The organism is Pectinatus haikarae, from assembly GCF_015732185.1.
Classification (GTDB): Bacteria; Bacillota; Negativicutes; order Selenomonadales; family Selenomonadaceae; genus Pectinatus; species Pectinatus haikarae.
In genome coordinates this window covers 174,067-192,616 of the sequence record NZ_WIQM01000008.1, presented here as the reverse complement: position 1 = coordinate 192,616, position 18,550 = coordinate 174,067, and the positions used below count along the sequence as shown (strand labels likewise).

At 40.2% G+C, this 18,550-nt stretch carries 15 protein-coding genes; 11 read left to right on the top strand and 4 right to left on the bottom strand.

Going from position 1 to position 18,550, the window contains the following annotated elements:
* Genes carB through I6758_RS05120 form a run of 3 tightly spaced genes read left to right on the top strand, consistent with a single transcriptional unit; the run spans position 1 to position 4,896 of the window.
* Positions 1-3,228 carry a carbamoyl-phosphate synthase large subunit gene (gene carB / locus I6758_RS05130; protein WP_196604129.1) on the top strand — a complete coding sequence of 1,076 codons (3,228 nt, stop codon included), beginning with the start codon at positions 1-3 and terminating at the stop codon, positions 3,226-3,228.
* The gene (locus tag I6758_RS05125) at positions 3,221-3,982 is read left to right on the top strand and encodes a dihydroorotate dehydrogenase electron transfer subunit (RefSeq protein WP_196604128.1); all 762 of its coding nucleotides are present in this window, start codon (positions 3,221-3,223) and stop codon (positions 3,980-3,982) included. Before carB ends, I6758_RS05125 begins: the two co-directional genes overlap by 8 nt.
* Complete coding sequence (locus tag I6758_RS05120) at positions 3,982-4,896, top strand: dihydroorotate dehydrogenase (protein WP_196604127.1); 915 nt, start codon at positions 3,982-3,984, stop codon at positions 4,894-4,896. The genes I6758_RS05125 and I6758_RS05120 overlap by 1 nt, the downstream gene beginning before the upstream one ends.
* 50 nt (positions 4,897-4,946) lie before the next feature.
* On the opposite strand, the gene uraA is transcribed toward I6758_RS05120, so the two are convergent.
* Positions 4,947-6,218 (bottom strand): uracil permease, encoded by a 1,272-nt coding sequence (gene uraA / locus I6758_RS05115; protein ID WP_196604126.1) that lies wholly within the window; start codon positions 6,216-6,218, stop codon positions 4,947-4,949.
* A gap of 241 nt (positions 6,219-6,459) precedes the next feature.
* Between uraA and I6758_RS05110 the strand changes: the two genes are divergently transcribed.
* Together I6758_RS05110 and I6758_RS05105 are read left to right on the top strand one after the other, a co-directional pair.
* Positions 6,460-8,172, top strand: coding sequence for a methyl-accepting chemotaxis protein (locus I6758_RS05110; protein ID WP_196604125.1), 1,713 nt, complete (start codon positions 6,460-6,462; stop codon positions 8,170-8,172).
* A 101-nt stretch (positions 8,173-8,273) separates the two neighbouring features.
* Positions 8,274-8,771, top strand: coding sequence for a hypothetical protein (locus I6758_RS05105; protein ID WP_196604124.1), 498 nt, complete (start codon positions 8,274-8,276; stop codon positions 8,769-8,771).
* Positions 8,772-8,924: 153 nt separating this feature from the next.
* Here the strand turns inward: I6758_RS05105 and I6758_RS05100 are convergent, their stop codons facing one another.
* The 3 genes from I6758_RS05100 to I6758_RS05090 all read right to left on the bottom strand — a co-directional run bounded on the left by I6758_RS05100 (position 8,925) and on the right by I6758_RS05090 (position 12,288).
* A complete protein-coding gene (locus I6758_RS05100) occupies positions 8,925-10,913 on the bottom strand; it encodes a methyl-accepting chemotaxis protein (RefSeq protein ID WP_196604123.1) in 1,989 nt (662 codons plus the stop codon).
* A gap of 349 nt (positions 10,914-11,262) precedes the next feature.
* Complete coding sequence (locus I6758_RS05095) at positions 11,263-11,694, bottom strand: flavodoxin (protein WP_196604122.1); 432 nt, start codon at positions 11,692-11,694, stop codon at positions 11,263-11,265.
* A gap of 21 nt (positions 11,695-11,715) precedes the next feature.
* Complete coding sequence (locus I6758_RS05090; protein WP_196604121.1) at positions 11,716-12,288, bottom strand: DUF3793 family protein; 573 nt, start codon at positions 12,286-12,288, stop codon at positions 11,716-11,718.
* Positions 12,289-12,508: 220 nt separating this feature from the next.
* Between I6758_RS05090 and I6758_RS05085 the strand changes: the two genes are divergently transcribed.
* The 6 genes from I6758_RS05085 (at position 12,509) to I6758_RS05060 (ending at position 18,530) form a co-directional block, all read left to right on the top strand.
* Positions 12,509-12,715 (top strand): 50S ribosomal protein L9, encoded by a 207-nt coding sequence (locus I6758_RS05085; RefSeq protein WP_196604120.1) that lies wholly within the window; start codon positions 12,509-12,511, stop codon positions 12,713-12,715.
* 122 nt (positions 12,716-12,837) lie between these two features.
* Positions 12,838-13,320, top strand: coding sequence for an HMA2 domain-containing protein (locus tag I6758_RS14880; RefSeq protein WP_231038522.1), 483 nt, complete (start codon positions 12,838-12,840; stop codon positions 13,318-13,320).
* A 13-nt stretch (positions 13,321-13,333) separates the two neighbouring features.
* Positions 13,334-13,921: an HMA2 domain-containing protein gene (locus tag I6758_RS05075; protein WP_196604119.1), complete on the top strand. Its 588-nt coding sequence runs from the start codon at positions 13,334-13,336 to the stop codon at positions 13,919-13,921.
* A complete protein-coding gene (locus I6758_RS05070; protein WP_307223306.1) occupies positions 13,912-16,065 on the top strand; it encodes a heavy metal translocating P-type ATPase in 2,154 nt (717 codons plus the stop codon). The genes I6758_RS05075 and I6758_RS05070 overlap by 10 nt, the downstream gene beginning before the upstream one ends.
* 613 nt (positions 16,066-16,678) lie before the next feature.
* Entirely contained in the window at positions 16,679-17,467 is a 789-nt protein-coding gene (locus tag I6758_RS05065) for a TIM barrel protein (RefSeq protein ID WP_196604118.1), read from the top strand.
* Between the two features lie 280 nt (positions 17,468-17,747).
* Positions 17,748-18,530, top strand: a complete 783-nt coding sequence (locus I6758_RS05060) for an AraC family transcriptional regulator (protein ID WP_196604117.1) — start codon at positions 17,748-17,750, stop codon at positions 18,528-18,530.
* Positions 18,531-18,550 lie beyond the last annotated feature (20 nt).

Below are 18,550 nucleotides of genomic sequence, written 5' to 3'. Positions count from 1 at the left end.
GTGCCGAAGAAGGAATATCTGAAGAAAGTAATGGTAATTGGTTCCGGTCCGATAATTATTGGGCAGGCGGCAGAATTTGACTATGCGGGTTCACAGGCATGCAGGGCTTTGAAGGAAGAAGGACTGGAAGTTGTTCTGGTGAACAGCAATCCTGCCACTATAATGACGGATACACACATTGCCGATCGTGTTTATATAGAACCGCTGACTGTTGAATTTTTGGAGGAAATAATCAGCAAAGAACGTCCTGATGGATTGCTTGCCACTCTCGGCGGGCAGGCAGGATTGAATCTGGCTGTACAGCTGTCTGAGCATGGTGTTCTGGAAAAATATAAGGTTGAGCTTTTGGGGACATCGCTGAAAGCGATAAAGAAGGCTGAGGATCGGGAATTATTTAAGGAAACGATGCAAAAGCTGGGTGAACCGATACCGGAAAGTAAAATAGTTGAAACTGTCGAAGATGCCGTAAAATTTGCAGGAGAAATAGGCTATCCTATAATAGTACGGCCTGCCTATACAATGGGCGGCACAGGCGGCGGCATAGCCGACAATGACCAGGAACTTGTGGAAATCGTCATACGCGGACTGAAATACAGTATGATCGGACAGGTGCTTATAGAACGTTCCGTCGCCGGCTGGAAGGAAATAGAATATGAAGTGATGCGCGACAGCGGAGACAACTGCATTACTGTCTGCAATATGGAAAATTTTGATCCGGTCGGTGTACATACAGGAGACAGTATTGTTGTGGCTCCTTCGCAGACACTCACGGATCATGAATATCAGATGCTCCGATCGGCATCGCTGCGCATAATACGCGAACTTGGCATAGAAGGCGGCTGTAATGCTCAATATGCTCTGGACAGCAAAACAAATAATTACTATGTAATTGAAGTCAACCCTCGTGTAAGCAGATCGTCTGCACTGGCATCAAAAGCCACAGGCTATCCTATCGCCAAGGTGTCGGCAAAAATAGCTATAGGGTATACATTGGATGAAATAACAAATGCTGTAACACAAAAGACAAAGGCTTGTTTTGAGCCGGCATTGGATTATTGTGTGGTGAAATTCCCGCGCTGGCCATTTGATAAATTTGTTCTTGCCGATCATACACTCGGTACGCAGATGAAGGCGACAGGCGAGGTAATGTCCATCGACAGAAACTTTGAGGGTGCTATATTAAAAGCCGTTCGCTCGCTGGAAATAGGTGTGCACTATCTTAGTATGGAACATGTGGCGGAATGGAATGATGAAACTGTCCTGAAAAAGCTGGCGCTGATAAACGATGAAAGGATATTCGTTGTTGCTGAAGCTTTGCGCCGTGGCATAGCTGATATAGATAAAATAAATGAAATAACCAAAATAGATAAATGGTTTATAAGAAAAATAAAAAATATCATTGATATAGAAAAAAGAATAAAAAATGAACCTCTCACGCAGGAATTGCTGCTGGCAGCAAAAAATAAAGGCATTGCCGACCGTTCAATAGCGGAAATAGCCGGTAAAGAAATGCTGGAAATTCGGCGCATGAGGAAAGAAATGCAGATTATGCCATGTTATAAAATGGTCGATACGTGCGCTGCTGAGTTTGAAGCGGCTACGCCATACTATTATTCTACATTTCATGCTCAGGAGGATGAAGTGCAGCCTTCTGACAAGAGAAAAGTAGTTGTTTTGGGTTCAGGACCGATACGTATTGGTCAGGGTGTGGAATTTGACTACTGCTCGGTTCATTCTGTATGGGCTTTGCGGGAGATGGGCATAGAAGCAATTATAATAAATAATAATCCGGAAACTGTCAGCACGGATTTTGATATATCCGACAGACTGTATTTTGAACCGCTGACACCAGAAGATGTTCTCAATATAATCGATAAGGAAAAACCAGAGGGGGTTATAGTCCAGTTCGGCGGACAAACAGCGATAAACCTTGCCGATTCACTGGAAAAAGCGGGCGTAAAAATATTGGGTACCTCGGTGGATGATATAGACAGGGCTGAGGACAGAGAACGGTTTGATGAACTGCTGGAAGAAACTCATATATTGCGGCCGTGCGGTGAAAGCGTCACCAATGTCGCAGATGCGATAAAAGCAGCAGAAAATATAAAATATCCGTGCGTTATCCGTCCTTCTTATGTACTCGGCGGACGAGCTATGGAAATAGTCTACAACGAAGATGAATTGCGGGATTATATGGGAAGGGCTGTCAAAGTGTCACCGGAGCATCCTGTGCTCATTGATCATTACATGCAGGGAAGAGAAGTTGAAGTGGATGCTATTTGTGATGGCACTGACGTTGTTATACCGGGCATAATGGAACATATTGAACGTGCGGGTATACATTCAGGTGACAGTATTGCTGTATATCCGCCTCAGACCTTATCGGCAAGAGTGATTTATACTATTGTGGATTATACAAAAAGGCTGGCTCTGGGGCTTAATGTCAAAGGTTTGATGAATGTTCAGTACGTAATAGTCGATGAGCATGTTTATGTAATAGAAGTAAATCCGCGTTCAAGTCGCACAGTTCCGTTTTTAAGCAAAGTAACAGATATAAAAATGGTAAATGTGGCGACAAGAGCCGCATTGGGACATTCTCTCAAGGAAATGGGTTATCATTCGGGGCTTGTTACACCGAAACCATATGTAGCCTTGAAGGCGCCTGTATTTTCTTTTGCCAAAATGCAGGATGTAGATATATCGCTCGGTCCGGAAATGAAATCAACAGGCGAGGTAATGGGAATAGATTATCATTATTCGCGTGCTTTATATAAGGCTATCACCGGAGCGGGAATGAATATACCGACAAACGGAACAATACTGTTCACGGTAGCGGATAAAGATAAAGAGGAAATGCAGCAGCTTGCAAAAGCTTTCAGTGAATTAGGATTCAATCTGGTTGCCACAAAGGGAACAGCAGAGTCTATCGACAAAATGGGCATAGCTGTGGATATTGTCGGCAAAGTACACGAAAGCAAGGGCGATATTTTGGAAATGATCAAGGCAGGAAAGATAAATATGGTAATAAATACGCTTACGCCGGGAAAAACTTCAGCCAAAGACGGTTTCAAGATACGCCGTTCGACAGTGGAACATGGTATAGCATGTCTTACAGCTCTCGATACTGCATGGCAGGTTCTGCGGGTACTTTCCTTTATGCGTGAACGCCGTCTTGTTTATACACTGGCTCTGCAGGATTACGTCGGCGGCGGTGATGACCTTGCATAAGCACTTTTTGGCAGACGGGGTAATAAAAAGGCATGAAAAAATAGGCACCAATGATGTCTATCTTTTGGATATCAATATTTCTGCCAATACAGAGAAATTTGCGGCCGGACAATTTGTTCAGCTGCAGGTTCCTGATGGAGAGATTTTGCTGCGCCGTCCTTTGAGTATAGCGGATGCAGCGGGCAGTAATTTAATACTGATATACAGAGTGATAGGCAAGGGGACTAAGCGCCTTGCAAAAACCAGTGTAGGTCAGAAGGTCAGTATAATGGGGCCGTTGGGCAATGGCTTCGATCTCGCATGCAAAAAACCGCTGCTTGTAGGCGGCGGTCTCGGAATAGCACCATTGCTTTTGTTGGCGAAACGCTTTGCAGGAAAGGCAGATATACTTATGGGCTGTAAAAATGCAGAGGAAATGGACTGGCCGCTGCCGTTATTCAAAAATATAGTAAAAAATACTTTCATAACTACAGATGACGGTTCTATGGGTATGAGGGGATTTGTTTCTGAATATCTGCCGGAAATATTGACTGCAGAAAGCTATGATAAAATTTTTGTCTGTGGCCCGGAAATAATGATGAGGAGCTCGGCCGAAGTAGCGGTCAGACATGGGATAATATGCGAGGTTTCCTTGGAAAAACGTATGGCCTGCGGATTGGGAGCATGTCTTTCCTGTACTATAGAAACAAAATGCGGACGTAAAAAGGTTTGTAAGGACGGACCTGTTTTTGAGAGCAGGGAGGTATTTTTCTGATGAGCAGTGTTTCATTAAAAACGGAATTTGCCGGGATTAAACTTAATTCACCTATAATGACAGCCTCAGGGACTTTTGGATTTGGCGAAGAATTTGAAGATTTCGCTGATTTTTCTACGCTTGGTGCTATTGTGGTGAAGGGAACGACGCTGGAACCGAGAAATGGCAATAGGGGAATACGAATAGCTGAGACACCGGCAGGAATGCTTAATTGCATAGGGCTGGAAAATCCGGGGGTGCAATTTCTCGTTAATGAGATACTGCCTCGCATTGGAAAGTATAACTGCCCAATAATAGTTAATATATCCGGAAACACAGTGGAAGAGTACGGTGAACTGGCTAAAATACTTGATATTGACGGAGTGAAAGCAATTGAGCTTAATGTATCATGTCCAAATGTGAAGGAAGGCGGTATTGCTTTCGGGGTGGAGCCAAAAAGCATGGTGGCAGTTATAAAGGCTGCTAAAAAAAATACAGGCAAGCCGGTGATAATTAAACTTTCACCTAATGTGACAGATATAGCTGTTATGGCAAAAGCCGCAGAAAATGCGGGAGCTGATGCGGTATCGTTGATAAATACACTTATTGGCATGGCAATAGACATCAATACGTGCAAACCCGTATTGGGAAATATTACGGGTGGTTTGTCGGGACCGGCTGTTAAACCTGTTGCACTGCGCATGGTTTGGCAGGTTAGAAAAGCGATTTCTCTGCCAATAATAGGCATGGGCGGAATAATGAATGCCCAGGATGCCATAGAGTTTTTTCTCGCAGGGGCTGATGCAGTCGCTATAGGGACCGCAAATTTCGTCGAGCCTGACTCAACTGTTAAAATATATAGGGATTTAAAGAAATATCTGGAGCAGAAGAATTTGACAGATATAAGAGATCTGATAGGAAAGCTGCGAACATAAAAATACAGCCGGAAGAGAATAAATTCTCCGGCTGTATTTTTATATTTGAATCAATTTTTATTGTCTATATGCAGTTTTTCAAAGATGCCGAAAAAAATACTCAGAACCATTGCTGCCACGGTAGCAAGTCCCATTCCTTTAAGCTGGACAGGTCCCAACGTTAACACGGCACCGCTCAGGCCGCTGACCATAGTTACGGCGGTGAGTATCATATTTTTTGATTTGGTATAATCTACCTGTTTTTCTATGAGCATACGTATACCTGAGCAGGCTATGATGCCGAAAAGAAGTATACTGACACCACCCATTACGGGGACGGGAATGGCATGGATGACGGCTGCTATTTTACCAATAAAGGAAAACAGAACAGCAAATACGGCAGCGCCGCCTATTACCCAGACACTGTAGACACGGGTTATGGCCATGACACCTATATTTTCGCCGTAAGTAGTATTTGGTGTAGAACCGACAAAACCGGAGATTATATTGGAAAGACCATCGGCAAAAAGTGAACGGTGCAGTCCGGGATCTTTCAGCAGATCACGGTGAACGATGCTGCCTGTAATGAAAAGATGTCCCACATGTTCCGCAAAAACGACGAACAGAGCGGGCATTATCATCATAATAGCGCTAAAATTGAAATTTGGCCGGTAAAATGTCGGCACGGCAAACCACGGAGCATTTTGGACACCTGACCAGTCAACGATACCGAGAAAAAAAGAAATGATATATCCACCGACGACACCGATCAATACGGGAATAATGCCTATAAAGCCACGACCAATGACGGAAGCTAGAATTGTAATGATAAGGGTAAGGCCGGAGGAAATCATGGCTAAGTGCGGCTGTACAGCCGGAGGTGCCGAGGGATCAGTAATGAAACCAGACATGGTAAGAGCAAGCGGGGCAAGCTCCAGACCGATGACGCTGACAACCGCTCCCATGGCAGCAGGCGGCAGAATAAAATCAATCCACTTGGTTCCCGTTTTATTAATGATCAATGATAAAACAATGAATGACAGTCCAAAAGCTATGAATCCGCCTTGTGCGTCACCGTAACTCATGTTGGCAGTTGCAAGAACTGCTAACACCGGTGAAATAAAAGCAAAACTTGAACCAAGATATGCAGGGAGGCGGCCTTTACAGATAACTAAATATAAAATAGTGCCGATGCCGTTCATAAAAAGTGCCGTAGCAGGATTGACTTTCAATAAAAAAGGTACAAGTACAGTGGAGCCGAACATGGCAAATAGATGCTGCAGGCTGAGAGGAATTCCTTCTAGTAAAGGAACTTTTTCCTCGACGTCGTAGTATTTTTTCATATATTACATCCTTTATATATTTACTGATTGTAAATGAAAGATTTCTTATAAATTATTATTTTACAGCTAAAATATAAATTTTACAAATGATGAAGAAAGAACTGTTTTTCTCAATTAACATAAATTTAATAATTTTTTAAAGTAAGGACGGTAAATTTGTGCTAACGTAATGAAGCAGGCAGTTTGTCTTAATTTGCAAAAAAAATTGCTGTAAAGTATATATTACATGGAGGGATACCGTGTGGGAATTAAGGTCAGATTGGGAATGAGCTTTGCGATTATCATCTGTTTGACAGCGGCAGTGGGATTTTATGCGATTTATTGCCTGCAAACAGTGAACAGTTATTTGCAGATGATGGCAGACACAAATTTGACTAGAATGACAGCGATGCAGGAAACGGTACGTTTGCTGGAAGTACATAGGGCCGACACGTATAAATTGCTGTGGGAGCGGCATAATGGACAGATCTCAGCTCAGGCAGAGTTATTTGTTATAAAGGATATAGATGAAACAGCTAAAGATATAGATGAACACATAAGGCAGATGAAAAAATATGCCAGAGATGATCAAACAGAAAATGTTGCAGATATCGAAAATACATGGAAAAAGTATAGCGAAACGGTTAAAAAGGAAATTGTTGACAAAAATGGCGATAATTCCGCTGATATAGAAAAAAGTATGTCAAATACGGGCGACTTGGGAAAAGCTTACAGTAAGCTTATAACATTATCGGAAGGATTCAGGCAGCTTAATGAAGGCTATGTAAATATTGTTGTGAAGGATGGAGATCAGCAGTATAAAAAAGCTGCTGCAGCAATGGCCGGAGGGATAATGGCTGTTATTGCCGTGACAGTTTTAATAGCAGTTGTTTTTGGCAGATACCTTAATAAATTTATCCAAAAATTTTTGACGACGGCCAGTCAGAATGCAGCAGGAAATCTGGCTGTTCATTTGGAATTTACCGGAAAAAATGAATTTGCGATGATAGCGGCATCATATAATATGATGCTTGATAAGATATGTTCTTTGATAGGCAGTATACAAAACATGTCAGAAAAAGTAGTGAATACGGCAGGTCAGATAATGGATATTTCCGCGCAATCTTCCGAAGTAGTCAGTCAGGTCGCTGTATCAGCGGCATCAGCGGCGGATTCTGTAGACAGGCAGGTAAAGAATATCAGAAATGCGGCTTCTTTGGTGAATAATATGTCTGATAATATAGAAAATATGGCAAAGCAGGCGAAAAATTCAGCAGATGAGGCATATGCTTCGGCCAGTATTGCTGAAGCAGGAGGTAAATCTATAAAAAAGACCAGAAAACAGATGGAGTCAATATCAATGACGAATGTCAAGCTGGTCGATGGAATAAATATTCTGGGAGAAAATTCAGGGCATATAGCTGAGATAGTGGATACAATAAGCAGTATTGCCCGGCAAACCAATCTTCTGGCACTCAATGCGGCTATTGAAGCATCACGGGCGGGAGAATACGGGAAGGGGTTTGCGGTCGTAGCAGATGAAGTAAGAAAACTGGCTGAACAGTCGCAGGAAGCAGCGAAACAGATAGAAGAAATCATAAAGAATATATGTGCAAAAACGGATAAAACAGTCGAGATAATGACGGTAAATAGTAAAGAGGTCAATAAAGGCGCTGCCGATGTAAATAAATCGGGGGAAATCTTCGAACAGCTGACAAGGATAAGCAGCAGCATGTCAGGACAGATAGAAATTATATCAAGCAGTGCAGCGGAATTATCCGGAGCATCGAAAGATGTGGTGGAAAGCGTCAGTCAGATAGACGGTGACATCAATAATGTAAATGACCAGATCCAAAGTACATCAGCATCCATCGAGGAACAGTCGGCATCGCTTGAAGAAATAGTTTCGTCAAGTAAAATGCTGGCGGATATAGCACAGGATCTGACAGTGCAGGTCAGTAAATTTCATATATGAGTTTTTAATAAAAAGGTATCAGTGGCAGTTACCTTAAAAAGGAAATAAAGCAGCCGCGGCGAAGTATGAATGGTATAGCATACGGAAGAGAGGACTGCCTTATGAGTAAAAAAATTTTAGCTATAACATTTGTTATTATGCTGGCGGCTATAGTATCGGTTTCAGCGGAGGGGCGTTGGCAGAAAGTTATAAACACTGATGAATACAGATATTATTTTGATACATTGACTATCTCGTATGGGAGGACAGCTCCTGAAAATAAGCGGGATGAAATAAAACCGGATAAAAATATAATAGATTTTTATGCTCAAAAAGTTTATTGGAATCCTCAAAATACAGCTGCAATACTGGAGCAGCTCGACAGCGGTATAGATTGGAGTCAGGTATCATATTCTGTAGCGGAATATAGATATGATATAAAAAATAAGAAAATATATCAGGGGAATATATCGTTTTTTGATGCAAACAGTATGATTATAGGTACTATTACAAGAAGTACATGGCAAAAAATTATAAAAGGCAGCGATGATGAGAAAATATATGATTATATTGCTGAATATGCCAAAAAACATGACAGGGAATTGAAAAGAAGATCCTGAATCTGTCAAATATGAATAGAAACTGATTTTATGTATATGGCAGTTTGTTGAGGATTTTTACAGTGATTTACCAGCAGATCCCCCTATTGATCGAAGCTTTGTCCTTGATCGATAGGGGGATTATTTAACAGCTGGAAATATTATTAATAAAAATTATATCTTAAATGCATTTATGGATTCTTGCAGTTCCTGTGCCATTTGCGCCAGACTTTGGCTGGCGGAAGCTATTTCATCCATTGAAGCCAGCTGCTGCTGGGCGGCAGCTGAAACCATCTGTGATTCATCGGTGTTTGATTTGCCCACGTTGTCAATGATTTTTACGGAATTATTCAGTCTTTCGCTGTTGGCGGCAATTTCCTGCAAAGCGGTATGAATATTTTTTATTCCTCCTGTACTGGTATGGATTAGATTTGCGATCTGCTTTAAACTGTTGCCCACGGTATTGACACTGTCAACACCTGATTTTACTTTATCATTACCGGCAGTCATTGTCAGTACGGCAGACTCCGTATCCTGTTGAACTGTAAGTATCTCTTCGGATATTTTTTGGGCAGCGGATTGAACTTCTTCGGCTAATTTTCTGACCTCTTCGGCAACAACGGCAAAACCGCGTCCCTGCTCTCCGGCACGGGCTGCCTCGATAGCTGCGTTCAGCGCCAGCAGGTTTGTCTGGGCAGCTATACTGGATATGGTTTCAGTTATCTGGCCGATCCTTTTAGACTGCTCACCAAGCTTTATGATGACATTAGTTGAATCCTGTACCGATACTTCTATTTCACGCATATTTTTTACCATAAGATCAACATCATTGCTTCCATCGTCGGCATATTTTGCGACCTGTACGGATTCGTTAGCCACAGTTACACTGTCATTGACAATTTTTTCAATTGTGGTATTCATCAAATTCACAGTTGATGAAACTTCATCAGTGGATATTGTTTGCTTTTGAATACCGGCTGCCACAGTGGTAATAGAGTTTGCCACCTGGTTGGCGGATTGAACTGTCTGAGAAGCACTTGCAGTCAATTCTTCACTGGAAGCGGCGATGTGTTCGGATTTTTCCTGAACCTTTTTAATGAGAACATACAATTCGTCACGCATTTTATTGAAACCGGAAGCCAGAAGTGCTATTTCATCTTTGCCTGCTATTTCTATCTTTTGAGTGAAATCACCTTTCGTAATTTTCTCTACGTGATCAGATAAGATTTGCAGAGGTCGTGTAAATTTTTTTGCCAGTAGATTTGTGGCTATAAATACTACGACTAAAGCCAGAATAGTTCCTACAAGGAAGATCCATTTCAGTGAAGCAAGAGGAGCATAAGCAATGGCCGTAGGAATATTTATACCCAATATCCATTGGGTGGACGGAATTTTTTCAAACACGAGCAGAAGTTCTCTGCCATCCATAGAATATGTGGTCATACCCTGGAGCTGGTCAGAACTGTTCAACTGATCAAGAGCTGTGCTGAGAGGTTTTAAAGAAGCGGTTTCTTTTATGTTTTTATTTACGGCATCTTTATCAGGATAAGCCATTACTGTGCCTTTTGTATTTATGAGAAAGGCGAAGCTGTCATCAAAAGGTTTTATTTGGTTTACTGTTTTTAAGATGGTATCAATAAGTACATCCTCGGATAATATACCGCGTATTTGGCCAGTGCTGTTTTTCATAGGGATGCCTATCGGCAAAGCCATTTTATTGGTTACTTTATCCAGATAAGGTTCCCCAAAGGTAAGTTTGCCGGCGTTTAAGGTATCTTGATACCAGGAACGTGTACGGGCATCAAAATCGGCAGGAGGAGTCCAGCCGGAACCGTCGACGATAGAACCGTCGGCAGCATTGCCGAAATACAAATCGCTTATATCATTGTCGGCATTTTTAAAGCCGCTTACCATAGAGAACGATATAGGACCGTCTTTGGAAAATTCATCAATGGTTGCAGCCTTGGTCTTTATCACGGCAGCTTTACTGGAAAGCCAGCCGTCAAGCTGATTAGATGTTGATACCACAATTTCTTGTGCTCTTGCTTCAATTTGTTCTTTTAACGTGTTTTCTGCATAAAAATATGCTGTACATGAGATCGCGATGACGACCACTGCCATAAGCAGTGAGAAGACAAGAGTCATTTTGCTTTTTAAATTCATTTGAAATACCCCCCCGATTCATTTCTCAGGATAATAAAAAAAGACTTGAGATAACAGGACTTCTCAGTCTTCTTTGACAAAGATTATTCGTTTTTGCTGGTCATTGGGTATAGCCATATCACCGCAATAAGCAGCAGAAAATTTTATTGATATCAATAAAATTTAGGTGAAAACTAAAATTATCAGAAACTTTTACTACATAATACAATAATTGGTGAACATTGTCTATATATAATATGTTAATTTATGGAGATTTTAAGTTCGGATAATAAAGATAACCTGAAGCATTTACTGCTTCAGGTTATTTTTATTATATTAAAATTAGGGGGATATTGTAAATGAAATGGTATTAAGCTTGCGCAAAAAGCATGCCAAAGGTGCTGCAAGTTTTTTTGTCATTTTCATCAGGGGTATTATGTACGATTAGACCTTTATCGTCAAATAAAGAAACATTATCTTTTTTTATCCTGTCCTGCCATAAACGCATCCATTCTCCGTCGCCCCAGTCATAGGAACCAAAAAGAGCTATAAGTTTGTCATTCAATTTAGATTCCAATGCTGAAAAAACAGGTTCAAATTCATCTTGTTCAAGTTCTTCAGCACCCATTGCGGGACAGCCAAAAGCTATTTTTGAAAATTCATCTATGCGGTCAGCGGGGAACTCAGAAACCTGGAAAAGCTCATAATCATTGCTGGTTTGGCTTATTCCTTCGGCGATAGCCTGCGCCATCTGTTCTGTATTACCGGAAGCACTCCAATAAATAATTGCAATTTTTCCCATGATATTACCTCTTTTCTTTAATCAAACAGCTGTTTCAATAATATTTTCAAGACTTTTGCCCTCAGCAAGGGAAGAGCAGAACTTGGTGCAGCATTTTGTGTATTGCGAAAATAGTCTTTCTGCTGATTCAATATCTGAATATACTTTCCATTGTCCGCAGTATTTAAAATTCTGGCCGTTGTTTTTGATAAATCCTTCAACATCGGGAAGTGGATAACCCAGAAAAAGACCTATTTCATGGGGAAATCCTTTTTGCAAATGCATGCGTATCTTCAAATAACGAAGACAGGAAATAACACTGGAAAAATCCTTATAACCATAGGATTTCAAAAAAGTCTGATTATCGGCTTCTGAAAGAATTTTGGCAAGGTTGGTTTTGTGATAAATCATCAGTAAACGATAGTTTTGTGAATCAGATACGGTAAACATAAAAACATCATTGCAACTCAGGCATTTCCTATATTTTTGCTGTATTTGCCTGAAATTATTTATTTTGTTTTTATTTATTGAAATTAGGTTGCCGGATTTTATTCCCGCTAATGTAGGAGCACAATGAAATGCAAGTAAATGTTCAAATTTCTTAAAAGATTCCATATATCCGCCTCCAGATAAATGATAATGATTTTCAATAACAATAAAATTATAATATAAATGATAACTATTTTCAATAACTTTTTCAAAAAATATAAAAACATTGTTGATGTTGATTATTAAAATATATATAATAATGTTATGTGCATGTAAAAAACATTCTATTTTTGGAATATTTTTTATAATATTGTAATATTTTATATAAAAGCAAGGGGGATTTTTTATGTTTTCCAGAGGAGATTTTTGGATCGGAATGGCTGTCGGAGTAGTTGCAGGAATTGTGGGTTATAAATATGCAGCAAGCCGCAGCGCTGCTTTTCAGCCTGCAGCCGTGGGAACAACAGAAGTACCGATGGCTGATCTTATCAGACAGAAGGAAGAATTAGAAGATATGATAGCCGCACAGGAAGCTGCAAAGCAGGAAAAATAATAGTTTTTATTTATTTGGGAGAGATGCTAGATAATTTAGTGCGGCATCTCTTTTTTTATAAAATAAACTAGTTAATCCGATTTTTGATTTGCTGATACTGCTTCTGGAAGGGAATGATCATCATGCAAAAAATGCCTTTGGGATTGCCTCTTTTAATAAGCATGGGAGGGACGATTTTTTCTTTGGCAGGTAGACGCGGCATGCATAAACATTGGGGAGTAATTTTTACATGTCTTTCATTTTGGCATGTTTATCAATACAGAAGAAAAATATATAAAGATTTTTGTGACTTGACGGAGGAACTAAAAAAGGTGGATATATTTGCATCATTTTTGCCTAATAAAGATTTGGCTTCAATAGTGAAGAAAGCGGAGATTGCTTCATATATACCGGGACGGATAAGAATATACAGCCGGCAGTTGGTTAATAATGGCTATGCCGAAGGTATGCTGCAAAAAATGATAAGCAGATATAAGGAAATTGATGACGTAAGGATAAATATTCTTACAGGTTCGGTGCTTATAGAATATCGGCCGGAGATACTCCGCAAAAATAAAGAATTGGCTGATATTGAAACATATATACAAACTAGGATAAAAAGATAAGGGAGGCATGTATATGTCATATGCTGCTGGGATGGTATTGGGGATGAGCGTCGGGCAGAAAATTTTTGAATTATTTGCGAAGGGTGTACCGGTGACTGAAAATAAAATCATCAGTGTGGTTCCTCAGGTAAAACTTGTGCATTCACTGCAGGAACGCCGCCGGTACAGTATAGCTGCATTGAAAGATAACGCAGGTCTGGCTGCTGTATTGGAAACATATCTGATAAAATTGGATTATGTAAAAAAAGTAAATGCGAATGCAATTACAGGGTCGCTTATAATTGAATTTTCCCGTGATGCCAAGAAAATAGATGAATTAATGGATTATTTAGCAGAACACGTTTTTGGTGTGGCTGATTCTGCAAAGAAGAGAAAAAATATCGAATTAGCCAGTCTTGGCAGCCAAATATATGATTTCTTCATTTTCTGGGATAATTATTTAAAAGAAAAAACGGCTAATGCGGTCGACCTGCGTTCTTTTACAGCGTTCATGTTCATGGTTACAGGATTACGAAAGCTGTTGTTGCAAAAACAGCTGCCAGCGGCACCGCAGCTGCTGTGGTGGTCATTTTCTTTGCTTAGGAGATGGGGATGCCGATGAAAAAGTATTTTTTCAGACGGATTGCGCTAACTGTTCCGATGAGCAGACGCATGCAGCTTGTAATCTGCATGCGTCTGCAGGCAGCTTCTGATATTGCTTTTGCCAGTATAAAAAATGGAACACTGACAGTATATTATGAAGGCATATGGAAGAATAGCTGGTTGAATGACGCAATGAGCGGCAGACCGGTAGAAATCGTTCCCCGAAAAATTAAAGGAAATAGGAATAAGGCTGCCGATTTGAAGGCAGTAGAAAATCAGACAGAAAAATTTGGACGGGAAGCTTTTGTTTCTTTGGGTGGATTCGTTTTTTTTCAGGTAATGAAGCGTTTTTTCCCACAATTTTATATTAGCATGAGATTGCTGCGCAGTGCATTTGTTCTATTTTCTGCACGTAAAATCATTCATGACGGATTCAATAGTGTTGTAAAGGACAGAGAAGCCAATGCCGATACGCTTACGGCCACTGCCGTAATAGCCTCGGTGATTGCAGGGAAACCGGAATCAAGTCTGACCTTGCTGAGCCTGTCAAATGCAGCGGAAATGCTCACAAGTTATGCTGCGGAACGAGCAAGAAAGCATATATCGGATCTGCTTAGTCTTGACCAGCAGTTTACATGGCGTATAGATACCGACGGAGTGGAAAGACGCACCGCAATTGAGGATATACGGCCGGCAGACAGGATATGTGTGCATTTAGGCGAAAAAATATGTATAGACGGTATTGTGACGGAAGGCAGTGCTGCTGTTGACCAGGCTTCCATCACAGGGGAATCGCAGCCTGCAATGAAGCATAAAAATTCGCGTGTGTACGCGGGTACTGTGGTGCAGAATGGCAGTCTTACTATTTTAGTGGAAAAAGTTGGTGACGATACGTCTATCGCACGTATCGTTCATCTGGTGGAAGAAGCGCAGACGCGCAGGGCTCCGGTGCAGAATTTTGCCGACCGCATGGCAAATATGCTGGTACCTGTTTCCTTTATAGGCGCGGCATTGGTGTATGGAGTTACACGGGACTGGCAAAGAGTAATGAATTTACTGTTTATAGATTTTTCCTGCGGATTAAAGCTGTCAACGGCTACTGCGGTTTCTGCTGCTATTGCCAGAGCTGCTAGGCAGGGGATTTTGGTAAAAGGCGGCAATTATATAGAAACACTTGCCGATATCGACACTGTGGTGCTGGATAAGACAGGAACAATTACCCTTGGCATACCGCAGATTGCTGCTATTCATACGACCGGAGAAGTAACTGAAAAAGAACTGCTTCTATTGGCCGGATCAGTGGAAATGCATTCTATTCATCCTTTGGCGGTAGCTATTCAAAAGTATATAAAGGACAAAAAATGGGAAGCTCCGCCGCATATTACCACAGAAACGGTGGTAGCCAGAGGTATAAGAGGACTGGTGGATGATTTTGCCGACGGCAGCGGCGGTAAAATCATCGTTGGCAGCCGTCGGTTTATGCGTGAGGAAAATGTAGTAAACTATAATGAAATAGATGAATTTAGGCATACATCCGGCTCCTCTGTTGTATATATAGCTCGTGATGATAAATTTATCGGCTGTCTGGAAATAAATGATCCTATCAGACCGCAGATGAAGCGGACTCTCAATCAGCTCAGACGGCGGGGAGTTGATGAAATAGTGATGCTGACCGGTGATACGGAAGAGGCAGCGAAGGAAGTAGCCTTAAAAATGGATCTTGATTCTTATTATGCCGAAGTGCTGCCGGAGGATAAAGCTGATATTGTACGTCATCTTCAGAAGAACGGGCGTGTTTTGATGGTCGGGGACGGAATAAATGATGCTCCTGCGCTTTCCTTTGCCGATGTTGGGGTCGCACTTGGCGGGCGGAGGACAGATATTGCTGTGGAATCATCGGATATAACCATAAATTCGGATGATCCGTCTAAACTTATGGAGATAACACAAATAGGTGACGACACAATGAATATGATCAGGCAGAATTTTACGGCAACGATCACCTTAAATTCAATTGCCATGGTGCTGGGGGCATTGGGAAGAATAAATCCGCTTGTTGCCGCAATTGTGCATAATGCGGCGACATTGGCTGTGGTCCTGAACAGCGGGCGTATTCTGATTTCTCTTGAAAAAGGAATACTGCCGTCCGGAAACAGGAAATAGAAAAAATTTTATTGTTTGGCATATATTGATAAGCAGCGTGTATTTTAAAAATATGTGATGCCCGTAGATGAAAGCACCTGCATTTATCCGCAGCAGGTGCTTTCGCTGTAAATATCCGTGAAAATAAACCTTGATTTAAAGAAATTTGTGGTTTTTCTCAACGCTCTTAGGCTTCCGAAATTTTCGGAAGCCTTGATTTTTTTCTGGAACTGATGAATATTCTCACTGTGCTTTTATATAACTTCGGATAAAATGCAAACTTGTTTGATTATTAATCTGACAAAGATTAAGCAACGGTATATGTGATAGGACTTTTGTACTGTGTTTTGGTAAAAAATTATTTACGGACGTTCCTATTTGTTCAGTTTAATATTGCTATTAATCCAATAGCAATATTAAGAAAAAACTATAAAAGCAAGATACTTTATAAATTTATTTATTTTGATTATTTTATCAGTATCGTTGGGGGTAAAGAAGACAAAATTGAGAAATACAACAGCAGTATTATTTTTTATAATATAAATGAACAATAGATTATTTTCACGGATGATTGCGGACAGAAGTAAAGGTAGTGCTCTTAAAATCTATGTTATAAAAATCAGGAGGTTGTTTTATGTTGAAGAAAGATATTCATATTGAATCACTGTACACAGAATTGAAATTTTCGGATAGGTTTGCTGCCGCTAAAAATGATGGTTTTGGTTTCGTAGAGCTTTGGGGATGGGAGGATAAAGATTTGCCTGAGGTAAAAAAGCTTTTGGAGAAGAATGATTTGAAAATTTCGGTAATGTCTGGCGACGGTCCTTATTCCATGTGTGATCCGGTTAATAAGAAGGTATACATCGATTACATAAAAGAAGCCATTAAAGCGGCAAAAGCTATCGGCTGTCCTACTCTGGTGATTCACTCTGATTCGCTGGAAGACAATCCACAATTTGCTAAACCAATGAGCGGAGATTATTCTGATCTGCGCAGGTGGTGTGCAATGTTTGATGTTTTGAGAATCATCACTCCCCTGGCTGAGGATGAGGGCATAACATTCGTTTTGGAAGCTTTAAATACTGTAAAAGATCATTGCGGGAATTTCCTGGCATCGACCGCCGCTTCGGTTGACTTGGTGAGTGCCGTCAGTTCACCTAATTTAAAAATATTGTATGATGCTTATCATATGTATTTAAATGAAGGCAAAATTTGTGAAACTGTTGAAAAATATCTGCCTTATATCGGGCATATTCACATTGCTGATGCTCCGAGCCGCTGCGAACCGGGTACGGGTGTTATCAATTACAAAAATTTTCTTGAATACTTGGAAAAATTAGATTACAAAGAGTTTGCTGGCTTTGAATTATATGCCAGTAATAATACTGCCAAGGCCATAAAAGCCATAAAAAACTGTTTTTAAATAATTAGCATATAAATTGTTGACATAACTTCCTGTTAATTGTATTTTAAATAAATAGGAAGTTATTTTTATAATTAATCCTTTCTGATAAATTCAAGAATGTAAAAATGATGAAAATGTATACTTAGTAAAAAAAATATCAGAGAAATGAGAATATTTTATGTTAACTGTTAATTATCCCCCGAAAATAGAGAATTACAGTTGCTGCACTGCATTTTCAGCAATCTCATTGGTATCCATGGGAAAAGGTGATATAAAATGCACCAGGATGCTGCGGGCTATGCATCAGCATGACGATCGGCTGGAAATATTATTCATTAAGCAAGGGAAGAATATATACATTATAAATGGACAGAAATATTATGCTTCTCAGGGAAATGTTGTAATTATCAACAGCGGCGTACCACATGAAGAAATAGCTGCGGATAATGATGGGGCGGTGGTGTATAGCTGTGCTGTGACAAATCTGCACGTCGACGGTTTAAAGGCCAACTGCCTGATTTCTGATATACAATTCCCTATAATAAAAGATTTATCTGAATATCAAAAACAAGAAATAGAAAATATGTTTTTAATGATGTATGGGCATATAAATAAAAATAGTATATACTCCGGGGAAATTGCCATACATATTTTAAAAGCATTGATGATGAATTTATTGGAGTTGTTATGTCGGCAAAAAAATACAGATGTAGAGCAGTTTGCAAAATGTAAATATTCAAATAATATATGCCACTATATTATTTCCCACTTTGGAGAACAGATCTCTCTGGAGAAAATCGCAAGGATAATGAATTTAAATCAATATTATATTGCCCATATCTTTAAAAAAAATGTGGGCAGTTCGATTATAGAATACTTGGTCAGATGCAGGCTGGGCGAGGCACAGTCTTATTTGCTGCAGACAAATAAAACAATCACTGATATTGCTTATATAGTTGGTTTTAACAGCGGAAGCTATTTTCAGACAATATTCAAAAAATATATTGGTGTCACACCGAAAGGATACAGAAAATGTTGGACGGACTCAATCAATGGAGACTTTATAAATATTCTGATGTAAAAATGGAATTGTTCAGTCAA